Source organism: Pseudomonas sp. OST1909, assembly GCF_015277575.1.
Classification (GTDB): domain Bacteria; phylum Pseudomonadota; class Gammaproteobacteria; order Pseudomonadales; family Pseudomonadaceae; genus Aquipseudomonas; species Aquipseudomonas synxantha_A.
Genome location: NZ_CP063780.1, coordinates 5,007,157 through 5,023,186, shown reverse-complemented (window position 1 = coordinate 5,023,186; position 16,030 = coordinate 5,007,157). Strand labels below are relative to the sequence as shown.

The 16,030-nt window shown below is 60.1% G+C and carries 17 protein-coding genes; 7 read left to right on the top strand and 10 right to left on the bottom strand.

Annotated features, from left to right (window positions below):
* The first annotated feature begins 8 nt into the window (after window positions 1-8).
* Genes IH404_RS21830 through IH404_RS21820 form a run of 3 tightly spaced genes read left to right on the top strand, consistent with a single transcriptional unit; the run spans window position 9 to window position 2,673 of the window.
* Window positions 9-767, top strand: a complete 759-nt coding sequence (locus IH404_RS21830; protein WP_122733672.1) for a 5-oxoprolinase subunit PxpA — start codon at window positions 9-11, stop codon at window positions 765-767.
* Window positions 768-823: 56 nt separating this feature from the next.
* Window positions 824-1,702, top strand: a complete 879-nt coding sequence (locus tag IH404_RS21825) for an allophanate hydrolase subunit 1 (protein WP_194439004.1) — start codon at window positions 824-826, stop codon at window positions 1,700-1,702.
* Window positions 1,699-2,673 (top strand): biotin-dependent carboxyltransferase family protein, encoded by a 975-nt coding sequence (locus IH404_RS21820; protein WP_194439003.1) that lies wholly within the window; start codon window positions 1,699-1,701, stop codon window positions 2,671-2,673. Before IH404_RS21825 ends, IH404_RS21820 begins: the two co-directional genes overlap by 4 nt.
* A gap of 58 nt (window positions 2,674-2,731) precedes the next feature.
* On the opposite strand, the gene IH404_RS21815 is transcribed toward IH404_RS21820, so the two are convergent.
* The 4 genes from IH404_RS21815 to IH404_RS21800 all read right to left on the bottom strand — a co-directional run bounded on the left by IH404_RS21815 (window position 2,732) and on the right by IH404_RS21800 (window position 7,280).
* A complete protein-coding gene (locus IH404_RS21815) occupies window positions 2,732-4,345 on the bottom strand; it encodes an inorganic phosphate transporter (protein WP_122733675.1) in 1,614 nt (537 codons plus the stop codon).
* A 232-nt stretch (window positions 4,346-4,577) separates the two neighbouring features.
* A complete protein-coding gene (locus IH404_RS21810; protein ID WP_005790679.1) occupies window positions 4,578-5,600 on the bottom strand; it encodes a transporter in 1,023 nt (340 codons plus the stop codon).
* Window positions 5,601-5,749: 149 nt separating this feature from the next.
* On the bottom strand, window positions 5,750-6,058 hold the full coding sequence (locus IH404_RS21805) for a PepSY domain-containing protein (protein ID WP_005790677.1): 309 nt from the start codon (window positions 6,056-6,058) through the stop codon (window positions 5,750-5,752).
* Between the two features lie 94 nt (window positions 6,059-6,152).
* On the bottom strand, window positions 6,153-7,280 hold the full coding sequence (locus tag IH404_RS21800; protein ID WP_005790676.1) for a glycerophosphodiester phosphodiesterase: 1,128 nt from the start codon (window positions 7,278-7,280) through the stop codon (window positions 6,153-6,155).
* Between the two features lie 232 nt (window positions 7,281-7,512).
* Between IH404_RS21800 and IH404_RS21795 the strand changes: the two genes are divergently transcribed.
* Complete coding sequence (locus IH404_RS21795; protein WP_005790675.1) at window positions 7,513-7,836, top strand: DUF2025 family protein; 324 nt, start codon at window positions 7,513-7,515, stop codon at window positions 7,834-7,836.
* Window positions 7,837-7,883: 47 nt separating this feature from the next.
* Here IH404_RS21795 and IH404_RS21790 read toward each other — a convergent pair whose 3' ends face one another.
* Together IH404_RS21790 and IH404_RS21785 are read right to left on the bottom strand one after the other, a co-directional pair.
* Window positions 7,884-8,204 carry an antibiotic biosynthesis monooxygenase gene (locus IH404_RS21790; protein WP_194439001.1) on the bottom strand — a complete coding sequence of 107 codons (321 nt, stop codon included), beginning with the start codon at window positions 8,202-8,204 and terminating at the stop codon, window positions 7,884-7,886.
* Window positions 8,201-8,908 carry a CTP synthase gene (locus tag IH404_RS21785; RefSeq protein ID WP_005790672.1) on the bottom strand — a complete coding sequence of 236 codons (708 nt, stop codon included), beginning with the start codon at window positions 8,906-8,908 and terminating at the stop codon, window positions 8,201-8,203. The genes IH404_RS21790 and IH404_RS21785 overlap by 4 nt, the downstream gene beginning before the upstream one ends.
* 80 nt (window positions 8,909-8,988) lie before the next feature.
* On the opposite strand from IH404_RS21785, the gene IH404_RS21780 reads away from it, so the two are divergent.
* Window positions 8,989-9,873 (top strand): LysR family transcriptional regulator, encoded by an 885-nt coding sequence (locus tag IH404_RS21780; RefSeq protein ID WP_194438999.1) that lies wholly within the window; start codon window positions 8,989-8,991, stop codon window positions 9,871-9,873.
* Here IH404_RS21780 and IH404_RS21775 read toward each other — a convergent pair.
* The 4 genes from IH404_RS21775 to IH404_RS21760 all read right to left on the bottom strand — a co-directional run bounded on the left by IH404_RS21775 (window position 9,870) and on the right by IH404_RS21760 (window position 13,922).
* Entirely contained in the window at window positions 9,870-10,388 is a 519-nt protein-coding gene (locus tag IH404_RS21775; protein WP_005790669.1) for a DUF1003 domain-containing protein, read from the bottom strand. The genes IH404_RS21780 and IH404_RS21775 overlap by 4 nt on opposite strands.
* 76 nt (window positions 10,389-10,464) lie before the next feature.
* Window positions 10,465-11,784, bottom strand: a complete 1,320-nt coding sequence (locus IH404_RS21770) for a PAS domain-containing methyl-accepting chemotaxis protein (protein ID WP_005790667.1) — start codon at window positions 11,782-11,784, stop codon at window positions 10,465-10,467.
* Between the two features lie 211 nt (window positions 11,785-11,995).
* On the bottom strand, window positions 11,996-13,105 hold the full coding sequence (locus IH404_RS21765; RefSeq protein WP_242462625.1) for a diguanylate cyclase: 1,110 nt from the start codon (window positions 13,103-13,105) through the stop codon (window positions 11,996-11,998).
* Between the two features lie 190 nt (window positions 13,106-13,295).
* Window positions 13,296-13,922 carry a TetR/AcrR family transcriptional regulator gene (locus tag IH404_RS21760; RefSeq protein WP_005790662.1) on the bottom strand — a complete coding sequence of 209 codons (627 nt, stop codon included), beginning with the start codon at window positions 13,920-13,922 and terminating at the stop codon, window positions 13,296-13,298.
* Between the two features lie 122 nt (window positions 13,923-14,044).
* On the opposite strand from IH404_RS21760, the gene IH404_RS21755 reads away from it, so the two are divergent.
* Both IH404_RS21755 and IH404_RS21750 read left to right on the top strand, forming a co-directional pair.
* Window positions 14,045-15,103, top strand: a complete 1,059-nt coding sequence (locus IH404_RS21755; protein ID WP_194438998.1) for an MBL fold metallo-hydrolase — start codon at window positions 14,045-14,047, stop codon at window positions 15,101-15,103.
* Window positions 15,104-15,430: 327 nt separating this feature from the next.
* Window positions 15,431-15,937, top strand: coding sequence for a hypothetical protein (locus IH404_RS21750; RefSeq protein WP_242462624.1), 507 nt, complete (start codon window positions 15,431-15,433; stop codon window positions 15,935-15,937).
* Window positions 15,938-16,030 lie beyond the last annotated feature (93 nt).

Sequence of the window (16,030 nt, the reverse complement as noted above, 5' to 3'; positions counted from 1 at the left end):
CAACCTTGATGCGGGCAGTGGATTTCAATTCGGATATGGGCGAAAGCTTCGGCCCCTGGACTATCGGCGACGGCGTCGACGCAGAGCTGATGGCTCACATCAGCTCGGCCAATATCGCCACCGGCTTTCACGCCGGCGACCCTGGCACCATGCGCCGCACTGTCGAGCGCGCCAAGCAATTGGGCGTGGCCATCGGCGCTCACCCGGGTTTTCGCGACCTGGTGGGCTTCGGTCGTCGGCATATCCATGCATCGGCCCAGGAGCTGGTGGACGATATGCTCTACCAACTTGGCGCGCTGCGTGAAATGGCTCGTGCCCAAGGCGTGACCTTGCAACACATCAAGCCCCACGGCGCGCTCTACATGCACCTGGCCCGCGATGAAGAGGCTGCGCGGCTATTGGTGCAAAACCTGCAAATCATCGAGCCGACGCTGTTGCTGTACTGCATGCCCAATTCGGTGATCTGGCGCATTGCCAGGGAACTGGGACAGCCGGTCGTGCGCGAGTTCTATGCCGACCGTGAGTACGATCTGAGCGGCTCCATCGTGTTCACCCGCAATGTGCGTGCACTGGACGCTGCTACCGTTGCAGCCCGTGTCCTGCGCGCTTGTCAGAGCGGGCGGGTACGTACCGTGGAAGGCGAAGACCTGGTGATTGAATTCGATTCCATCTGCCTGCACAGCGATACCCCTGGCGCCCTGGACTTGGTGCAAGCCACCCGCGAAGCGTTGGATCAGGCCGGTATCGAAGTCCGGCCCCCCCAATAAGAGCCTTACCTCACTTTTTTGCCTGCCTTTCTACAATGATTCCAAGAGGAACAGACATGGCTGAAACGTCCCCCATCCGCTACAGCTTCGGCGGTGATGAACACCTGTTTGCCGAGGTCAGCGACAGCATGTCCCTGGAGGCTTTTTTCAAGGGCATGGCGGTGACCCGCGCCGTGGAACGCCTGGCGCTGGAAGGCGTGCTGGATGTGTGCCTGGCCAATGCATCCTTCCAGATTCGCTTCGACCCCGACCGCATCGCGCCTCACGTGCTGCTCGACGCGGTGCAAAGCGCCGAAGCCCAGGCGGTGGCCGAGCGCACGCTGCACACGCGCATCATCGAGATCCCGGTGCTCTATAACGACCCCTGGACCCACGAAACCCTGATGCGTTTTCGTGACCGCCACCAGGACCCCGGCGGCACTGACCTTGAATACGCCGCCCGTATCAACGGCCTGGCCGATGTGGACGCGTTTATCGCCGCCCACAGTGGCGCACCCTGGTTTGTGTCGATGGTCGGCTTTGTCGCGGGGCTGCCGTTCATGTTCCAGATGGTCGAGCGCGAACGGCAATTGCAGGTGCCCAAGTACCTGCGGCCGCGCACCGACACGCCGAAACTGACCCTGGGCCATGGCGGCTGCTTTGGGTGTATCTATTCGGTTCGCGGTGCCGGCGGTTACCAGATGTTCGGCGTGACCCCGGCACCGATCTACGACCCGCAGCAGCAGTTGGCCTACCTCAAGGAGCACATGGTGTTCTTCCGTCCTGGCGACATCGTGCAGTTCAAGCCGATGGGCCGGGAGGCTTACGACCTGGCCGTCACCGAAGTGGAAGCCGGGCGTTTCGACTTGCGCATTCGCCCGGTGGAATTTTCCCTCGATGCCTTTCTCGCCGATCCCATTGGCTATCCGCAAACCCTGCAGGAGGCGCTGGCATGATCAAGGTGCTCAAACCCGGCCTCGCCACCTCCGTGCAGGACCTGGGCCGCGAAGGCTATTACCACCTGGGCATTCCGCCATCGGGGGCGCTGGACCAATACGCGCTGAGTGCAGCCAACCATCTGGTCGGCAATCCCGTGGGCGCGGCTGGCCTGGAATGCACGCTGATCGGGCCTGAGCTGGAGTTCCAGCAAGACGCGCTTATAGCGCTGAGCGGCGCCTTGATGTCGCCGCGCCTGGACGGTGAAGTGGTGCATCAGGACACCGCCTTTAGCGTGCGTGCCGGGCAGGTGCTGCGCTTCGAGTTTCCCGTGGCCGGCGCGCGGACTTACCTCGCCGTTGCCGGGGGCATCGACGTGCCGTTGGTGCTTGGCAGCCGCTCCACCTACACCCTTGGTGCTCTCGGTGGGTTTCACGGGCGGCGCTTGCAGGAGGGCGATCTGTTGCCTATCGGCACGGCCAGCGGTGCGGGGCGTGCGGGCAACAGCTTGCCGATGGCGTTGCGTCGTTCGGTGGGCGGTGATGTCACGTTGCGCGTAGTGCCGGGGCTGTACTACGAGCGCTTGACCGACGCGGCAAAAAGCAGCTTTTTTGCCGAGCCGTGGACGGTGGGCTCCGAGGCTGATCGCATCGGCTATCGCTTCAAGGGCGGCAGCGCATTGAGCTTCCAGCCGCGGGAACAGCCGTTTGGCGCGGGCTCCGACCCCTCCAACATCGTCGACAGTTGCTACCCGATTGGTTCGATTCAGGTACCGGCGGGGTTGGAACCGATTGTGCTGCATCGCGATGCGGTGTCGGGCGGTGGCTACGCGATGATCGGCACGGTGATCAGCGCCGACCTGGACTTGATCGGGCAGATGCAGCCCAATCAGCGAGCGGGGTTCGTGGCGGTGACATTGGAGCAAGCGCTGGAGGCGCGGCGGGTCTACAAAAAGCGCCTGAAGGCCATGGCCGGACTCTTCACACCCTGAAGAAACACAAAACCGAATGTGGGAGGGGGCTTGCTCCCACATTTTGATTTTCTGTGTGTCAGAACAATTGGGTAAAAAGCCAGTAGAGGCTACCCGACAGCAATATCGCCGCCGGCAAGGTCAACACCCACGCCATCAACAAATTGCGGATGGTCTTCATCTGCAACCCCCCGCCATTGGCGACCATGGTCCCGGCTACACCCGAGGACAATACATGGGTGGTCGACACCGGCAGCCCGAACATATCCGCCGCGCCGATGGTCAGCATCGCCACCGTTTCGGCCGAAGCGCCTTGAGCGTAAGTCAGGTGAGTCTTGCCGATTTTTTCGCCCACCGTCACCACGATGCGCTTCCAGCCGACCATGGTGCCCAGGCCAAGGGCAATGGCCACGGCGATCTTCACCCACAGCGGGATAAAGCGCGTGGCGTTGTCGATCTGTTGCTTGAACAGTTGCAGCTTGCCCTGGGTGTCGGCGTCGAAGTTGCCGACCTTGCCTTTGTCCATCAGGCGAATGGTTTCGCTGGTCAGGTACATGTCGTTACGCACGTTGCCGACGGCTTCGGCCGGTACGGCGGCGAGGGAACCATAGCTTTTCACTTCTTCGCCGATATGGCCGGTGATGGCGGCGAGTGCGGGCACCAGTTCCGGCGTGGCCTCTTTGGTGCGAACGTAGGCCGACAAGGTGGCACGTGAATCGCCCGGTGCCGGCTGCGGCGCTGCTTTGACCAAAGCAGCCTGGGTCACTTCTGCGACGGCGGCAAATTGCAGCGACTGATCGGCAGGCATGGTGCGGTTCAGCGCGTAGGCCATCGGCAAGGTGCCCACCAGGATCAGCATGATCAGGCCCATGCCCTTTTGCCCATCGTTGGAACCGTGGGCGAACGACACGCCGGTGCAAGTAACAATCAGCATCCCGCGAATCCACCAGGGCGGCGGCGTGTCGCCTTTGGGCGCCTTATACAGCGCACGGTTTTTGACAAAGGCGCGCAGGGCCAGCAACAGCAAGGCGGCAAACGCAAAGCCAATCAGCGGCGACAGCAACAAGGCATAACCGATCTTGATCGCCTGGCTCCAATCCACACCGCTGGTGCCGTCACGTCCGTGCATCAGAGCATTGGCCACGCCTACGCCGATGATCGAGCCGATCAGGGTGTGGGACGACGAGGCCGGCAGCCCCAGCCACCAGGTGCCCAGGTTCCACAGGATCGCGGCGATCAACAGGGCGAAAATCATGGCGAACCCGGCCGATGATCCCACCTGCAAAATCAGCTCCACCGGCAGCAAGGCGATGATGCCGAATGCCACCGCGCCACTGGAAAGCAACACGCCGAGGAAGTTGAAGAAGCCCGACCACACCACCGCAAAATGCGGTGGCAGCGAGTTGGTGTAGATCACCGTCGCCACCGCATTGGCGGTGTCATGGAAGCCGTTGACGAATTCAAACCCCAGGGCGATTAACAGCGCCACGCCGAGCAACAGGAACGGCGTCCAGGTAGTGAGCTGGGCGCCCATTTCGTGCATATCGTGCATCAGGCTGTAAGCGGTGAACAACAGACCCATGGCAAGTACGGCGAAGAACATGATCACCGTCAACAAGCCTGGTTTTGTGTCCAGCCGGGGTTGGGAGGAGGGTGAAGCGTGGGGGGAGGCAGTCAGGGAAGGGGTGGCCATGCCGGAGCATCCAGTGTGAGGAGGATGGCCTTAATGATCATTGCAAAATATTACAGCGATGCTGCGGCAGGTCAGTGTTTTCGGAAATCGAGTGCACCGCCGGTCTACCAAACGCAGAAGAACCAATGTGGGAGGGGGCTTGCTCCCGATGGCGGAGTGTCAGTTAATAAATTATTGACTGACTACCGCTATCGGGAGCAAGCCCCCTCCCACGTTTTGACCGCATTTCAGGTCAGTAGTCTTTGCGTTTTCGGAAGGCCCACCGCCCGGCAATCAAGGTAAAGGTCGCCACCAGCGCCACTAATATCCAGAAGCCTTCCGGGTCCTGTGACAGCGGCACTCCACCCACGTTCATGCCAAAAAAACCGGCAATGATATTGATCGGCAACGCCAGCACTGTCACCACAGTAAGGGTGAATAACGTGCGGTTGCTTTGCTCATTGAGGTTGGCGGCGATTTCCTCCTGCAACAGCTTGATGCGTTCGCCCAGGGCCGTCAGGTCGTTGATGATCAACGCAAACTCCTCGGTGGATTTGCGCAACTCCTTCACGTCTTCCTTTTGCAGCCAGTGCGGCGGACGGTTGAGCAGGCGTAACAACGAGCCTGGCTCCAGCGCCAGCAGGCGTTGCAGGCGCACCAATACGCGGCGTGCAGCGCCCAGTTCGGCGCGGTTGGTAGACAGGCGTGAGGACAGCAACTGATCTTCGATATGGTCGACGCTGATACTGGTCTTGCGCACGATCTGGGTCAGCACTTCGCCTTGGTCGCGCAGTAAATGCACCAGCAGTTCCAGAGGCGAGCGAAAGTGTTCACCGGCTTTTACCGACGAGCGCAATTTGTCTACCGAATGCAGTGGTTGCAGGCGCGCACTGATCAGCAAGCGGCTGCGCGCGCACACCCACAGCGTGGAAATATCCGACGACACCATGCTGCTGAAGTTGAACACCACATCGTTGACCACCGCCAACAAGGCCGAGTCCACATGCTCGATGCGTGTAGAGCGTGAGCCCTCATGCAAAGCTTCAAAAAACTCTTCCGGCAGCGACAAATGCGCCTGCATCCAGCGCTCGCACGCAGCGTGGGCGAGGTTCAAGTGCAGCCACAGAAACTCTTCCGGATCTTGTGGTTGCTGCAAGGCGGCGAGGGCGGTGGCTGAGTCAATTTGCTGGCCTTTTTCGCCGGGGCGAAAGCGGAAACCGTAAAGCAGGCCAAACAGGTCGGGGTCCTGATGGGCGTGGTCGATGCTGTGGTTCATGGCGGCTCGCAGAGAAAGGGCCTGTAGGAAGTTTCACAGGCACTCAGGCGCGAATCATTGCAAGGTGGGATGACGGTTATGTGACGGTTGGGTGTCGCGCATAAAAAAACGCGCCACCCGAAGGTGGCGCGTTTTTTGGGAGATTCGACTCAAGTGTCGAGCTTGTCTGCGAGCACTGCGCCAGTTTTGGCGTCGAGCTTCACTTCGAATTGCTTGCCGGCAGTGTCGGTCAGTTCAACTTCGTAGACCAGGACGCCGCTATTGTTGTGGTCCAACTCGGTATCATTGATAGTGGCGCCCGCGTGCTTGTCCAATGCGGCAGCGTTGAGTTTGTCGAAAGGCATCACGGCGCCAGACTTGAGCAGGCTAGGAATCTGGTCTGGACGAACATCCGCCTGCGCCAGGCCGGCAGTCAGGGTCAAGGCAGTGGCGGCGAACAAAGCGGTCAAGGTTTTCATGGTGTGTGTCCTTCTTGGGTTGAGCTGTTTAAGTGGCGCCAGATTAACCGGCGCAACTTAACTCATCCTTAATGGCTCACTGACACCAACGCCCTTAGTACTTATGGTCGTTGAGCAGGTCCTGAACGCTGGAAGACGGCCAGCGTTTGTAGAACTTCAGCAGCTCGGCGGCACGGTTGGTGAAGATGCCATCGACGCCGGCCTTCATGACTTTCTCGAAATCCACCGGCTCATCCACGGTGTATACATGCACCAACAGGCCCTTGTCGTGGGTCAGCTTGTTCATTTCAGGTTTCACCAGATCGGTGTAGCTCTGGTCGCCGTGGTCGGTCAGCTCAGCCGACGGGCCGGTGCCGATGGCGCCAAGGCTTTTGGCCTGGTCGACCCATTTTTCAAATTCGGCGGCGTCCTTCGGTTCTTGCTTGGCGTAGTAGGCGGCCTTGGTCGGTTCACCGGATTCGGCGAAGGTGACTTTGGATTTGGGTTCGATGCTGCCTTCGCCGACCCACAACAGCAGGATCTTCGGGGTGTTGGGCATTTCTTTCTGCAACTCTTGCAGGCTTGCAACTTCAAAGGTTTGCAGCACCACGCGGCCACGGCCTTGGCCGACGCCGGTGTTGCTTTTGCCCAGCTTGGAGCCGGCGGAACTCAGCCAGCCCTTGTCCAGCAGCTTGTTTTTCAGGTCGGCTTCGATCCCCGGGAACTGCTTGGGCTCCTTGGTTTCGATGTACAGGCCGGGTTTGTGCGAGGGGTTGCCTTCGGCGATCTTGATGATGTCGTCCAGGCTCAGGATCTTCAGGCCAACGAAGCCTGGGCGCGCGCGGTCCGGGTAGGCGGCGTTGAACCAGCTGCCGGCGTCGAGGGTTTGCAGTTCTTTCCAGGTGAACTCGTTGGCAGGCGCGTCTTTGCGCTCGGGGAACTTGGTGGCCACGTCGGTGGTGCGCTGCAGGTTGTTGTCGTGCAGGGCAAACAGCACGCCGTCCTTGCTGCGTTGCAGGTCCAGTTCCAGGTAGTCGGCCCCCAGGTCGCGTGCCACCTTGTAGGCGGCGGCGGTGGATTCAGGTGCGTCGTAGGAGGCGCCACGGTGAGCGATCACGGCAGGGTAGGGTATGCCTTCGTTTGTCGCCAATTCAGCCGGGCTGACCGGGTCGGCAGCCTGTGCCTGGCCAAGGCCGAGCATCAACGCCAGCAGCAAGGCGCTCTTGGTAAACGTGACAGGCATATGCGAAGTCCTTTCGTGGAGGTAACTTTGAGAAGGTGTCCTTTTTAACAATTGATTGCGAAAGGCGCTATCACCAAACCGACATTAACGTGCGCGCGAGCCAATTTTGTCGGTTTTTTTGTGCTGCATTGCAGTATTCTTGGCCATAGCTGCCCCGTCAGAGGGCAGTATTTTTTGCCACGCGTGTAAACCATCTTTCCAGTCCCGATGGGACTTTTCAGTGAGGTTTACCATGCGCATCACTTCAGAACTTATCTGCCAGGCCGCCGACCAACTCCAGGGTTTTGTCGGCCTCAATCGCAAGACCGGCCAGTACATCGTGCGTTTCAGCGAAGATGCCTTCGGCATGGACGTGGCCGATGACGGCATCATCCCCACTGCCGAATTCGTCTGGCTACCGGCCGCCGACCACACCATGACCCTGTGCCGCGAACGCATACAGTTGCTGCTGGACCAGAACATCGATGACCGCATCAACATCACCGAACCGTTGCGGGTGTATATGCGCCGGGTGGAGATCCCGCAGATCAGTGCGTTGCGCAGTTTGGTGAGCTAGCCCGCAGCTTTTTTCTGGTCGGTGAGGGGCAAATGAGGGTTAGTGTTTCAACGAGGGTAGGTGTACGCCCGCTCTACCTTGCATACCCGCGTGTGAAACGCGGTGTACCAAGTGGCCCGCCCTCGCTCACGCGCCTGCCGATGCTCGGCCTGCTGTTTCCAGGCCAGGATCGCCGCTTCGCTGGTCCAGTAGGACACTGTGATCCCCAACCCATCTTCTCGCGCGGACTCCACCCCGAGAAACCCAGGTTGTTCCGCCGCCAGTGCCAGCATCCGCGAGGCGGCCTCGCCATAACCCTGGTCGCCATCGGTACGCAGTGAGCTGAAAATCACCGCGTAATAAGGCAGGGCCGGTGTCTTGGCGATCATACCAATGCCCCTCGACACGCCTTGAGCAGGGCCAGTGCCAAGGGCGGGGTGATGCCGTTCAGCGCAGCGCGTTCAGGCTGGAACAGGGTGGCGACGAAGAACGGATGGTCGAGCAACTCCACGGCGCGCAGATCGCCCGCTGAATCGTGGCCGGTGGGAATCAGGTTGCCTTCAAGCAGTGCACCAGCAAACGTGGGGTTGATGCCGTAGCGGCATCGATAGCCTTCGTGGATATCCACGCTGGCGTAGGCTTGGGCAATACGGGTGTAAGGGGCCAGGCGCACGGTGTCGTTCACTTCTACCAGGGAGCAGCTCAGTGGCGTGATGACGGCGCGTTCAGCGTCTGGAGCCAACTCGCCATGCTCTGCATCGGCCCAACCCAGTACGTTGCGGGCATATTCCAATACAGCATGTTGAAAACCACCGCATGTGCCGAGAAAAGGGCGTCTTTGCTCGCGAGCAAAACGGATTGCCCGCAGCGCGCCCTCGGTGTCGCGGTAGGGGCTGGCGGGGACGCACCAGAAGCCGTCAAAACCGTGCAGGGCAGAGGTGCAGGTGAGTGTGTCGGTGTCGAGCCATTGTACCTGGGCGCTCAGACCCAGGGCGGCAGCGGCCCGCTGTAGCGCCAGCGGGATAGCCCGGTGGGCGATCACATCAGGATTGTAGTCGCCGATCAGGGCGAGGTGCAGGGCGGGGGCTGTCATCGTGTATGTCCCATGGCTTGTGGTGTGCTGATACCCACTATAAATTGGCGTTTGCGCAATCAATATTGGCATTTACGCACATGCTCAATGCAGCCACGCACTATCAACTTGACTACCCCGACCTGTCATTGATCCTTGCCCTGGTGCGTGGCGGCACCCTGGCGCGGGCGGCAGCGTTGCTGCGGGTGGACGTGTCCACGGTGTTCCGTGCGGTGCGGCGGTTGGAGTCGGCCCTGGGCCAGACCTTATTTGAAAAAAGCCGCGCCGGATACTTGCCCACCAGCCTGGCGAGCAACCTGGCGCAACAGGCCGAACGCGCAGAACTCGCATTGGAGGCAGCGCGCATTGGTGTGGAGCAGGGTGGAGAAGTGATCAGCGGCACCGTGCGCTTGACCTGCACCGACTCGGTGTTGCAAGGGTTACTGCTGCCGGCCCTGGCGCAGTTCATGCCGGCCTATCCAGCACTGGTCCTGGAACTGAGCACGTCCAATGACTTCGCCAACCTCAGCCGTCGTGATGCGGATATTGCCCTGCGCCTGACCAGCAAACCGCCGGAGCATCTGGTCGGACGTTGCCTGGGGACTGTGGCGTACCAAGTGTATGCCAGTGCCGACTATGCTCATCGGCATGCAGGCCAGGCGCTGGCCGACCTGGCCTGGATCGCTCCGGACGACTTTTTGCCCGACCACCCCACGGTAGTCTGGCGCCGTGAACAATTGCCAGGCGTGCGTCCCAGTTATTGCTGCAACAGCATGCAGTCGGTGACTGAACTGGTGCGCGCCGGGCTGGGTGTGGCGGCGTTGCCGGATTTTCTAATGGGCGAAGGCTTGCAAGCACTGAGCCCTGCATTGGTAGGGTACGACACCGCGCTGTGGCTGTTGACGCGGCCTGATTGCCGGGCGTTGCGCTCGGTGGTGACGCTGTTTGATGAACTGGGGCGGCATGTGCGCGGGCTGCGAGATTAGGCTTTACGCACAAACTGTGCATGCATTTCGCACGTCAGGGTCTCGATGCGCTCGGTCAGTTGCTTGGTCATTTCCGTCAGCCGGGTATTCTGCTCCAGCAGTTCCATCAATTGCTTGGTGGTCTGGGCCGCCTGGGCCTGGCGTTCGGTGTTGGCGGTGGCGAGGGCTTCGCGATGCTGTGCGTCGGCGTCGGACTGAGCTTTATCCCGCGCAGCCTGGCGCGTCTGGGCCAGCAGGATCAGCGGCGCGGCATAAGCCGATTGCAGGCTGAAGGCCAGGTTGAGCAGGATGAACGGGTAGACGTCGAAGTGGGTGACGCCGGTCATATTCAGCACCACCCACAACACGACGATCGCGGTTTGTGCGCCCAGAAAGGTCGGGGTACCAAAAAAGCGTGCGAAGGCCTCGGCTTTGAGGGCAAAGGTGTCGTTGCCAAAGGTCGGCGCCAGGTGCGCGTGACCACGGTGGAAACGCAAGTGGTCAGTGGGGGCGGATTCGGGTTTGTCTGGGGTCATGGCGGGCTCGAGTGCTTAGCGTAAAGACAACCAACACTATAGACCGAGCCCACCAGCCACCGACATGAAGAACCGGTCAGCGATTGCCCCGGTCGTTGGCGAACGCGCTCACCGCCTGGACCGCTTCGCCGGTGCCTTCGCGAATCTGCAGGATCACTGTGCCCGCCTGGTTGGCCAGTTCTACGCCGTGGGCGGCACGGTCGCGGGTGGCGTCCATGCTGTCGATGGCTTGGCGGGTTTCGTCCTGGATCATGGCGATCATGCCGGAAATTTCGGCGGTGGAGCCGCTGGTGCGCGCCGCCAGCTGCCGCACTTCATCGGCAACCACGGCAAAGCCACGGCCTTGCTCGCCGGCGCGTGCGGCTTCGATGGCGGCGTTGAGAGCCAGCAGGTTGGTCTGGTCGGCGATGCCGCGAATGGTGTTGACGATGGCGGTGATCTGCTGCGAGCGCTCGCCGAGCTTGGCGATCAGTTGCGAGGATGTGTCGATATCCCGAGCAATTTCGCGCATACCGGTGGCGGTTTTCTGGATCACCTCGGCGCCTTTTTCGGCCATCTCCTGGGTGCTCAATGACAGGTGATAAGCCTGGGCCGCGCTCTGTGCCTCGGTGGCATGTTGTTGTACCCGGGCGGTAACATCGGAGGCGAACTTCACCACTTTGCACAGGCGCCCGCTGGCGTCGTACACCGGGTTGTAGTTGGCTTCCAGCCACACCACCTGGCCGTTTTTATCCACCCGCTCGAACTGGCCATTGAACAGCTCGCCCTGGTTCAAGCGTTTCCAGAACTCGCTGTAGGCTGCACTGTTGGCCAGTTCGGGTGTGCAGAACAGGCGGTGATGCTTGCCCTGGATCTGCGCCAGGCTGTACCCCATGCGCTGCAGGAAGTTTGCGTTGGCTGTGATAATGGTGCCATCGAGGTTGAACTCGATCATCGCCATGGCGCGGTCGATGGCTTGCAGCTTGGCGTTGGCTTCACTTTCAGCTTGCAGGCGCGGGGTGACATCCATGGCGTACTTCACCACTTTGGTCACGTGACCGGCTTCATCGCGTACCGGGTTGTAGCTGGCTTCCAGCCACACCGAATCACCGTTGGCACCCACCCGCTCAAAGGTGCCTGACTGAAATTGGCCGTTGCGCAGCTGCGTCCACAGTTGGTTGTACTCGGCGCTGCGGGTGAACGCCGGGGTGCAGAACATCCGGTGGGACTGGCCCAGGACCTGTTCTGCGCGGTAACCCATGGTCTTGAAGAAGTTCTCATTGGCCCGCAGCACAGTGCCTTGCAGGTCGAATTCGATGACGGCCATGGAGCGCTCGATGGCATCCAGCAGGCTGGCCTGTTGGGCAATGCTGTGTTGCAGGGTGCTGATGGTTTTCTTGTGGGTGTTAAATAGCATGTTAGAGGGCTCGGGCATGCAAGCATATGCGGTATCCATGTATTTGCGCCTGACCCCGTAGGGCCCCAGGCCTTACGGTTGACTTGCTCATTGCCAGCTTCCTGATGCTGACAGAGGGGGTGGAACAAGGGGTTCAGAGTGATCGGCCGGTCCAGAAGTTCGCTGCTTGAGCAGGGGCATTTTCGGGTAGCCGACCAATGGCGGCATTATGCTATTGCGGCAGGCTCGCCGACGAAGATTCGGACGAGGTGTTATCAGACAACTGCGGCTGAACAGGCGATCTCCGATCGCTGGTCCTGACGCGGTTGCGGCCGCTGTTCTTGGCAGCGTACAGCGCGCGATCCGCAGCGTTGAGCCACATGACCGCATCCTTGAAGGCCGGTTGAAAATCCGCCAGGCCGATGCTCAGGCTCACGCGTAATTCGGGGATCTGCGCAGTGCGGTAGTTACTGAATTTTTCGCGCATCTGTTCCATGAGTCCTGCAGCATCTTGCAAGGGCATTTTCGGAAGGATCACACAGAACTCGTCACCTCCGTAGCGGCCGGCGAGGTCTTCTTCGCGCAGGTGCTGGCGTAATTCCTGGCTCAACTGGCGCAGTACCGCATCCCCGACGGTATGGCCGTGCATATCGTTGATGCGCTTGAAGTGGTCGATATCGATCAGGGCAATGGTCGCCTGGCTTTGTTGCTGTTGACACTTATGGAACTTGAGGTTCAGCAGGTCTTTCCATGAGCCATGGTTGAGTAGGCCGGTCAGGCTGTCGATACGGCTCAGGGCGCTGAGGGCGCGTTTATGTTGCGACAGTTTGATTGCCAACTGATAACAGACCATGCCGATGGCCATCGGGTAGAGCGTCAGCATCGGCAAGCAGGTGTAGACCTCGGAAAGGCTGACGCTGGAATCGAACTTGACCCCGAACAGGCTCCAGGCTATCGCGATGCCGGCGGCTTGTGCGAGCAGCCCATGCAGGAGCAAGTGTGTGCCACCGGCAGCGACGTTATTCATGGCCATCATCGACAGAATGGTGACGGCCGTCAGTGGCGAAAACTGGGTGGCCGCTGCCCAGAAACCGCCCGACAATGAGTCATACAGCAGATTGCGCCGTTCGGCCTGATAGGGAAACGGCGAATGGGTCGAGATCAGATAAGCCACGTGCGGCCAGGCAAGGCCATTGAACAACAACAACGCCCATACCCAGCCTGGCATTGACAAGGGATACAACGCGCCGATTACGCTGATGCTACCGATACCCAGGCCGATGATCCTTGGCTTGTAGATACGTCTGGCAAATGAAAGCCCTTTGCCTCGTCTGTTTTCCATAGTGTCCTGGGTCAGCTGTTTTTTGCAGATGCGACAGCGTGCGTCAACGGTCGGCGTCGATGATCGGATAATAGCGGCCAATATTGTCGATTATTCCCGTAGGAATAATCAGTGTCCTTTCAGGCCATTTGCGCAAAACAGCGGGTGAATGCGCCAAAAGCGACCTTTAATGTCGCCCCGGCAACAGGTCCTAATACAGGGGTGGGGTGCGCACTTCGTAGCCGGCGAGGAACAGGTCGATTGCAGATTCGATGACGTTGGCCTGGGCGGCCACATCGAGGGTGGGCTGGCCGAGCGTGATTTGCGGCCAGAAGGCAAAGGCCTTGAGCAGGCTCTGGATCTGGTGAGCCGCGAAAGCTGGATCGGTACAGTTGAGGCGGCCGTCTTCCTGGGCGGCGCGCACCCATTGGGTAAAACCTTCTTCCCGTGCGCTGAGGCGATTGACCATATCTTGCGCACGTTCGGGCGAATGGATGGTGGCAGCAATGGCCACGCGCGCCAGGTCGAGGAAGTTGGCGTCCGACATCATCTTCATTTTTGCTTCCAGCAACTTGCGCAGTTGATCGCGCAGCGGCTGGTCGCTGGCGTAGTTCACGTCCAGTTGGGCAACGCTACTGGCCCACAGTTGGCTCAGGATCTCGGCGAACAGCTCTTCCTTGCTGGGAAAGTGGTTGTACACCGTGCGCTTGGAAACGCCGGCGGTGGCGGCAACTCTGTCCATGCTGGTGACCTCGAAACCGTTCTCGCGAAATTCGGCAATCGCCGCCGCCACGATGGCGTCGCGTTTACGCTCGGTGAGGCGCTTGGGGGCAGTCATGGATGGCATTCGACTCAATCAGGAAATTACACTCAGCAGTTTACTTGCTCCGGATTTTGTTGCAATCTAGAAACTACACTGTGCAGTGTAATTCTTCTTCGTACTGTAGGAGTCACTCGGTAATGGCCACGATTTCAACCCGTGTCGACCCTGCGCCTGCAGCGCTCCAGCCTGCCGGGCAGGACCAGGGGCACTTCACCAATGACGCCCCGGTGCAACACAGCGGTTTTGGCAAAACCTTGCGCATTTTCTGGAACATGTTGTTCAACAAACCACGCACTACGCGGCCAGTGGGACCGATTCCGGTGCAGCCATTGACCCGCGAGCAGTTGTTGGCGGCACCCGACCACACGGTGTTCCGCCTTGGGCATTCGACGGTACTGCTGAAGATGCGTGGTAAATTCTGGGTCACCGACCCGGTATTCGCCGAGCGCGCGTCACCGTTCAGTTGGGCAGGCCCCAAGCGTTTCCACGCCCCACCTATCAGCCTTGAAGCGTTGCCACCGCTGGAGGCGGTGATTCTTTCCCACAACCATTACGACCATCTTGATCGCGAGGCTGTGGTGCAACTGGCTGACAAGACACGCTACTTTTTGGCACCCCTGGGCGTGGGCGATACGTTGGTCAAATGGGGGGTCGACGCCAATAAAGTCCGTCAGCTGGATTGGTGGCAGGGCACGGAGGTCGATGGCATCCGTTTTATCGCCACCCCGGCACAGCACTTCTCCGGGCGTGGCCTGTTTGATAGCAACCAGACCCTGTGGTGTTCCTGGGTGATGATCGACGATGCGCGGCGCATCTTCTTCAGTGGCGACACTGGCTATTTCGATGGTTTCAAGCGCATTGGCGAGCAGTACGGCCCGTTTGACCTGACTTTGATGGAGACCGGCGCCTACAACGTCGATTGGCCCCATGTGCACATGCAACCGGAGCAAACCTTGCAGGCGCATATCGATCTCAAAGGGCGCTGGTTGTTGCCGATTCACAACGGCACCTTCGATCTGGCATTCCATGCCTGGCACGAACCCTTCGACCGCATCATGGCCCTGGCCTGGGAGCGCAATGTATCGATCACCACCCCGGCGATGGGGCAGGCGTTTCGCTTGAACCAGCCCGAGCGCGGCCATGCGTGGTGGTTGGAGGTGGAGACTGAGGGTACGCAGGAGCGCCTCGCCAGCTGACAGCAACGGCCGCGGAAAAAGGATTTTTCAAGCTGTTTCAAGGCTGCGACAGGCGCCAGTCAAGGGTGCGATGATCTCCGAGAATCTATTTTCGGGGTAGTTCCGATGGAAAGTAAATGTAGTAAGTATTGGCGAGTCGGCATGGCGTGCCCAGCCAAGCAACTGGCGCCTGGGCTTGAGGAGCCCACTGCGAGTATCCATCCTGCTGCTGGCCCTGCAAACTCACGCAGCATCGCTTTTGGTGCCGATCCTGCTTCGGCCACCAGCATACCAATCCCCGGCTATAACGCACCGGCTCTTCCCCTGAAACCTACGCGCGATCCCTCTTTGTCGTTGATTGCCTTGAGCGGCCTGGAGCCCTCAGGGCCGGTGATGGTCGAGGTGCCGCTGGTACAGAACAACAGCACTTTCAGCGCTGCCTCGACGTTGAGCGGCAGGCGCGTGGGGTTCGCCCAGCGGTGGGGGCATGATCAAACACCGATCGAACACGGGGTGACATTCTTGCGCGCGTTGGATGTTCTGTGCCGGGCCGGAACCAACTTGGTGCCGGTGCCTGCGCGCCACGCCGATGACCCGCGCCCTGGCGGCAATGAAATCGATGAGCTTGTGCACGCGTACCAACTGGACGCTCTGGTGGCCGATAGCCAGAACGTCGCCTTCCACGACGCATGCTGGAGTGGCTACCCAAGGCTTAACGAACCGCTTGAGGATGGTGCAGTGTTGTGGTTCTACGGTGCGCGGTGGTCGAAGGATTCCCTTACGGCACTCGTACTGGGGTACCGCAGTGCTCGACGTCTGGGAGTACAGAAGGTGCTGAACAATCCCACGGGATGAACTAACTATGTCGTGCTTCTTGGCGGGAGGGGAGTTTTTAGACTGGCGCCTGGATCAACGAGGATCCTTCGCCATTTCTTCCTCTCGCAGGAG

Excerpts from the sequence above, each read along its gene's own strand:
- IH404_RS21825 (WP_194439004.1), top strand. The coding sequence starts at position 824 with ATGGCTGAAACGTCCCCCATCCGCTACAGCTTCGGCGGTGATGAACAC.
- IH404_RS21775 (WP_005790669.1), bottom strand. The coding sequence starts at position 10,388 with ATGACCCCAGACAAACCCGAATCCGCCCCCACTGACCACTTGCGTTTC.
- IH404_RS21820 (WP_194439003.1), top strand. The coding sequence starts at position 1,699 with ATGATCAAGGTGCTCAAACCCGGCCTCGCCACCTCCGTGCAGGACCTG.
- IH404_RS21780 (WP_194438999.1), top strand. The coding sequence starts at position 8,989 with ATGCTCAATGCAGCCACGCACTATCAACTTGACTACCCCGACCTGTCA.
- IH404_RS21795 (WP_005790675.1), top strand. The coding sequence starts at position 7,513 with ATGCGCATCACTTCAGAACTTATCTGCCAGGCCGCCGACCAACTCCAG.
- IH404_RS21790 (WP_194439001.1), bottom strand. The coding sequence starts at position 8,204 with ATGATCGCCAAGACACCGGCCCTGCCTTATTACGCGGTGATTTTCAGC.
- IH404_RS21810 (WP_005790679.1), bottom strand. The coding sequence starts at position 5,600 with ATGAACCACAGCATCGACCACGCCCATCAGGACCCCGACCTGTTTGGC.
- IH404_RS21765 (WP_242462625.1), bottom strand. The coding sequence starts at position 13,105 with ATGGAAAACAGACGAGGCAAAGGGCTTTCATTTGCCAGACGTATCTAC.
- IH404_RS21800 (WP_005790676.1), bottom strand. The coding sequence starts at position 7,280 with ATGCCTGTCACGTTTACCAAGAGCGCCTTGCTGCTGGCGTTGATGCTC.
- IH404_RS21785 (WP_005790672.1), bottom strand. The coding sequence starts at position 8,908 with ATGACAGCCCCCGCCCTGCACCTCGCCCTGATCGGCGACTACAATCCT.
- IH404_RS21760 (WP_005790662.1), bottom strand. The coding sequence starts at position 13,922 with ATGACTGCCCCCAAGCGCCTCACCGAGCGTAAACGCGACGCCATCGTG.
- IH404_RS21770 (WP_005790667.1), bottom strand. The coding sequence starts at position 11,784 with ATGCTATTTAACACCCACAAGAAAACCATCAGCACCCTGCAACACAGC.
- IH404_RS21830 (WP_122733672.1), top strand. The coding sequence starts at position 9 with ATGCGGGCAGTGGATTTCAATTCGGATATGGGCGAAAGCTTCGGCCCC.
- IH404_RS21805 (WP_005790677.1), bottom strand. The coding sequence starts at position 6,058 with ATGAAAACCTTGACCGCTTTGTTCGCCGCCACTGCCTTGACCCTGACT.
- IH404_RS21755 (WP_194438998.1), top strand. The coding sequence starts at position 14,045 with ATGGCCACGATTTCAACCCGTGTCGACCCTGCGCCTGCAGCGCTCCAG.
- IH404_RS21815 (WP_122733675.1), bottom strand. The coding sequence starts at position 4,345 with ATGGCCACCCCTTCCCTGACTGCCTCCCCCCACGCTTCACCCTCCTCC.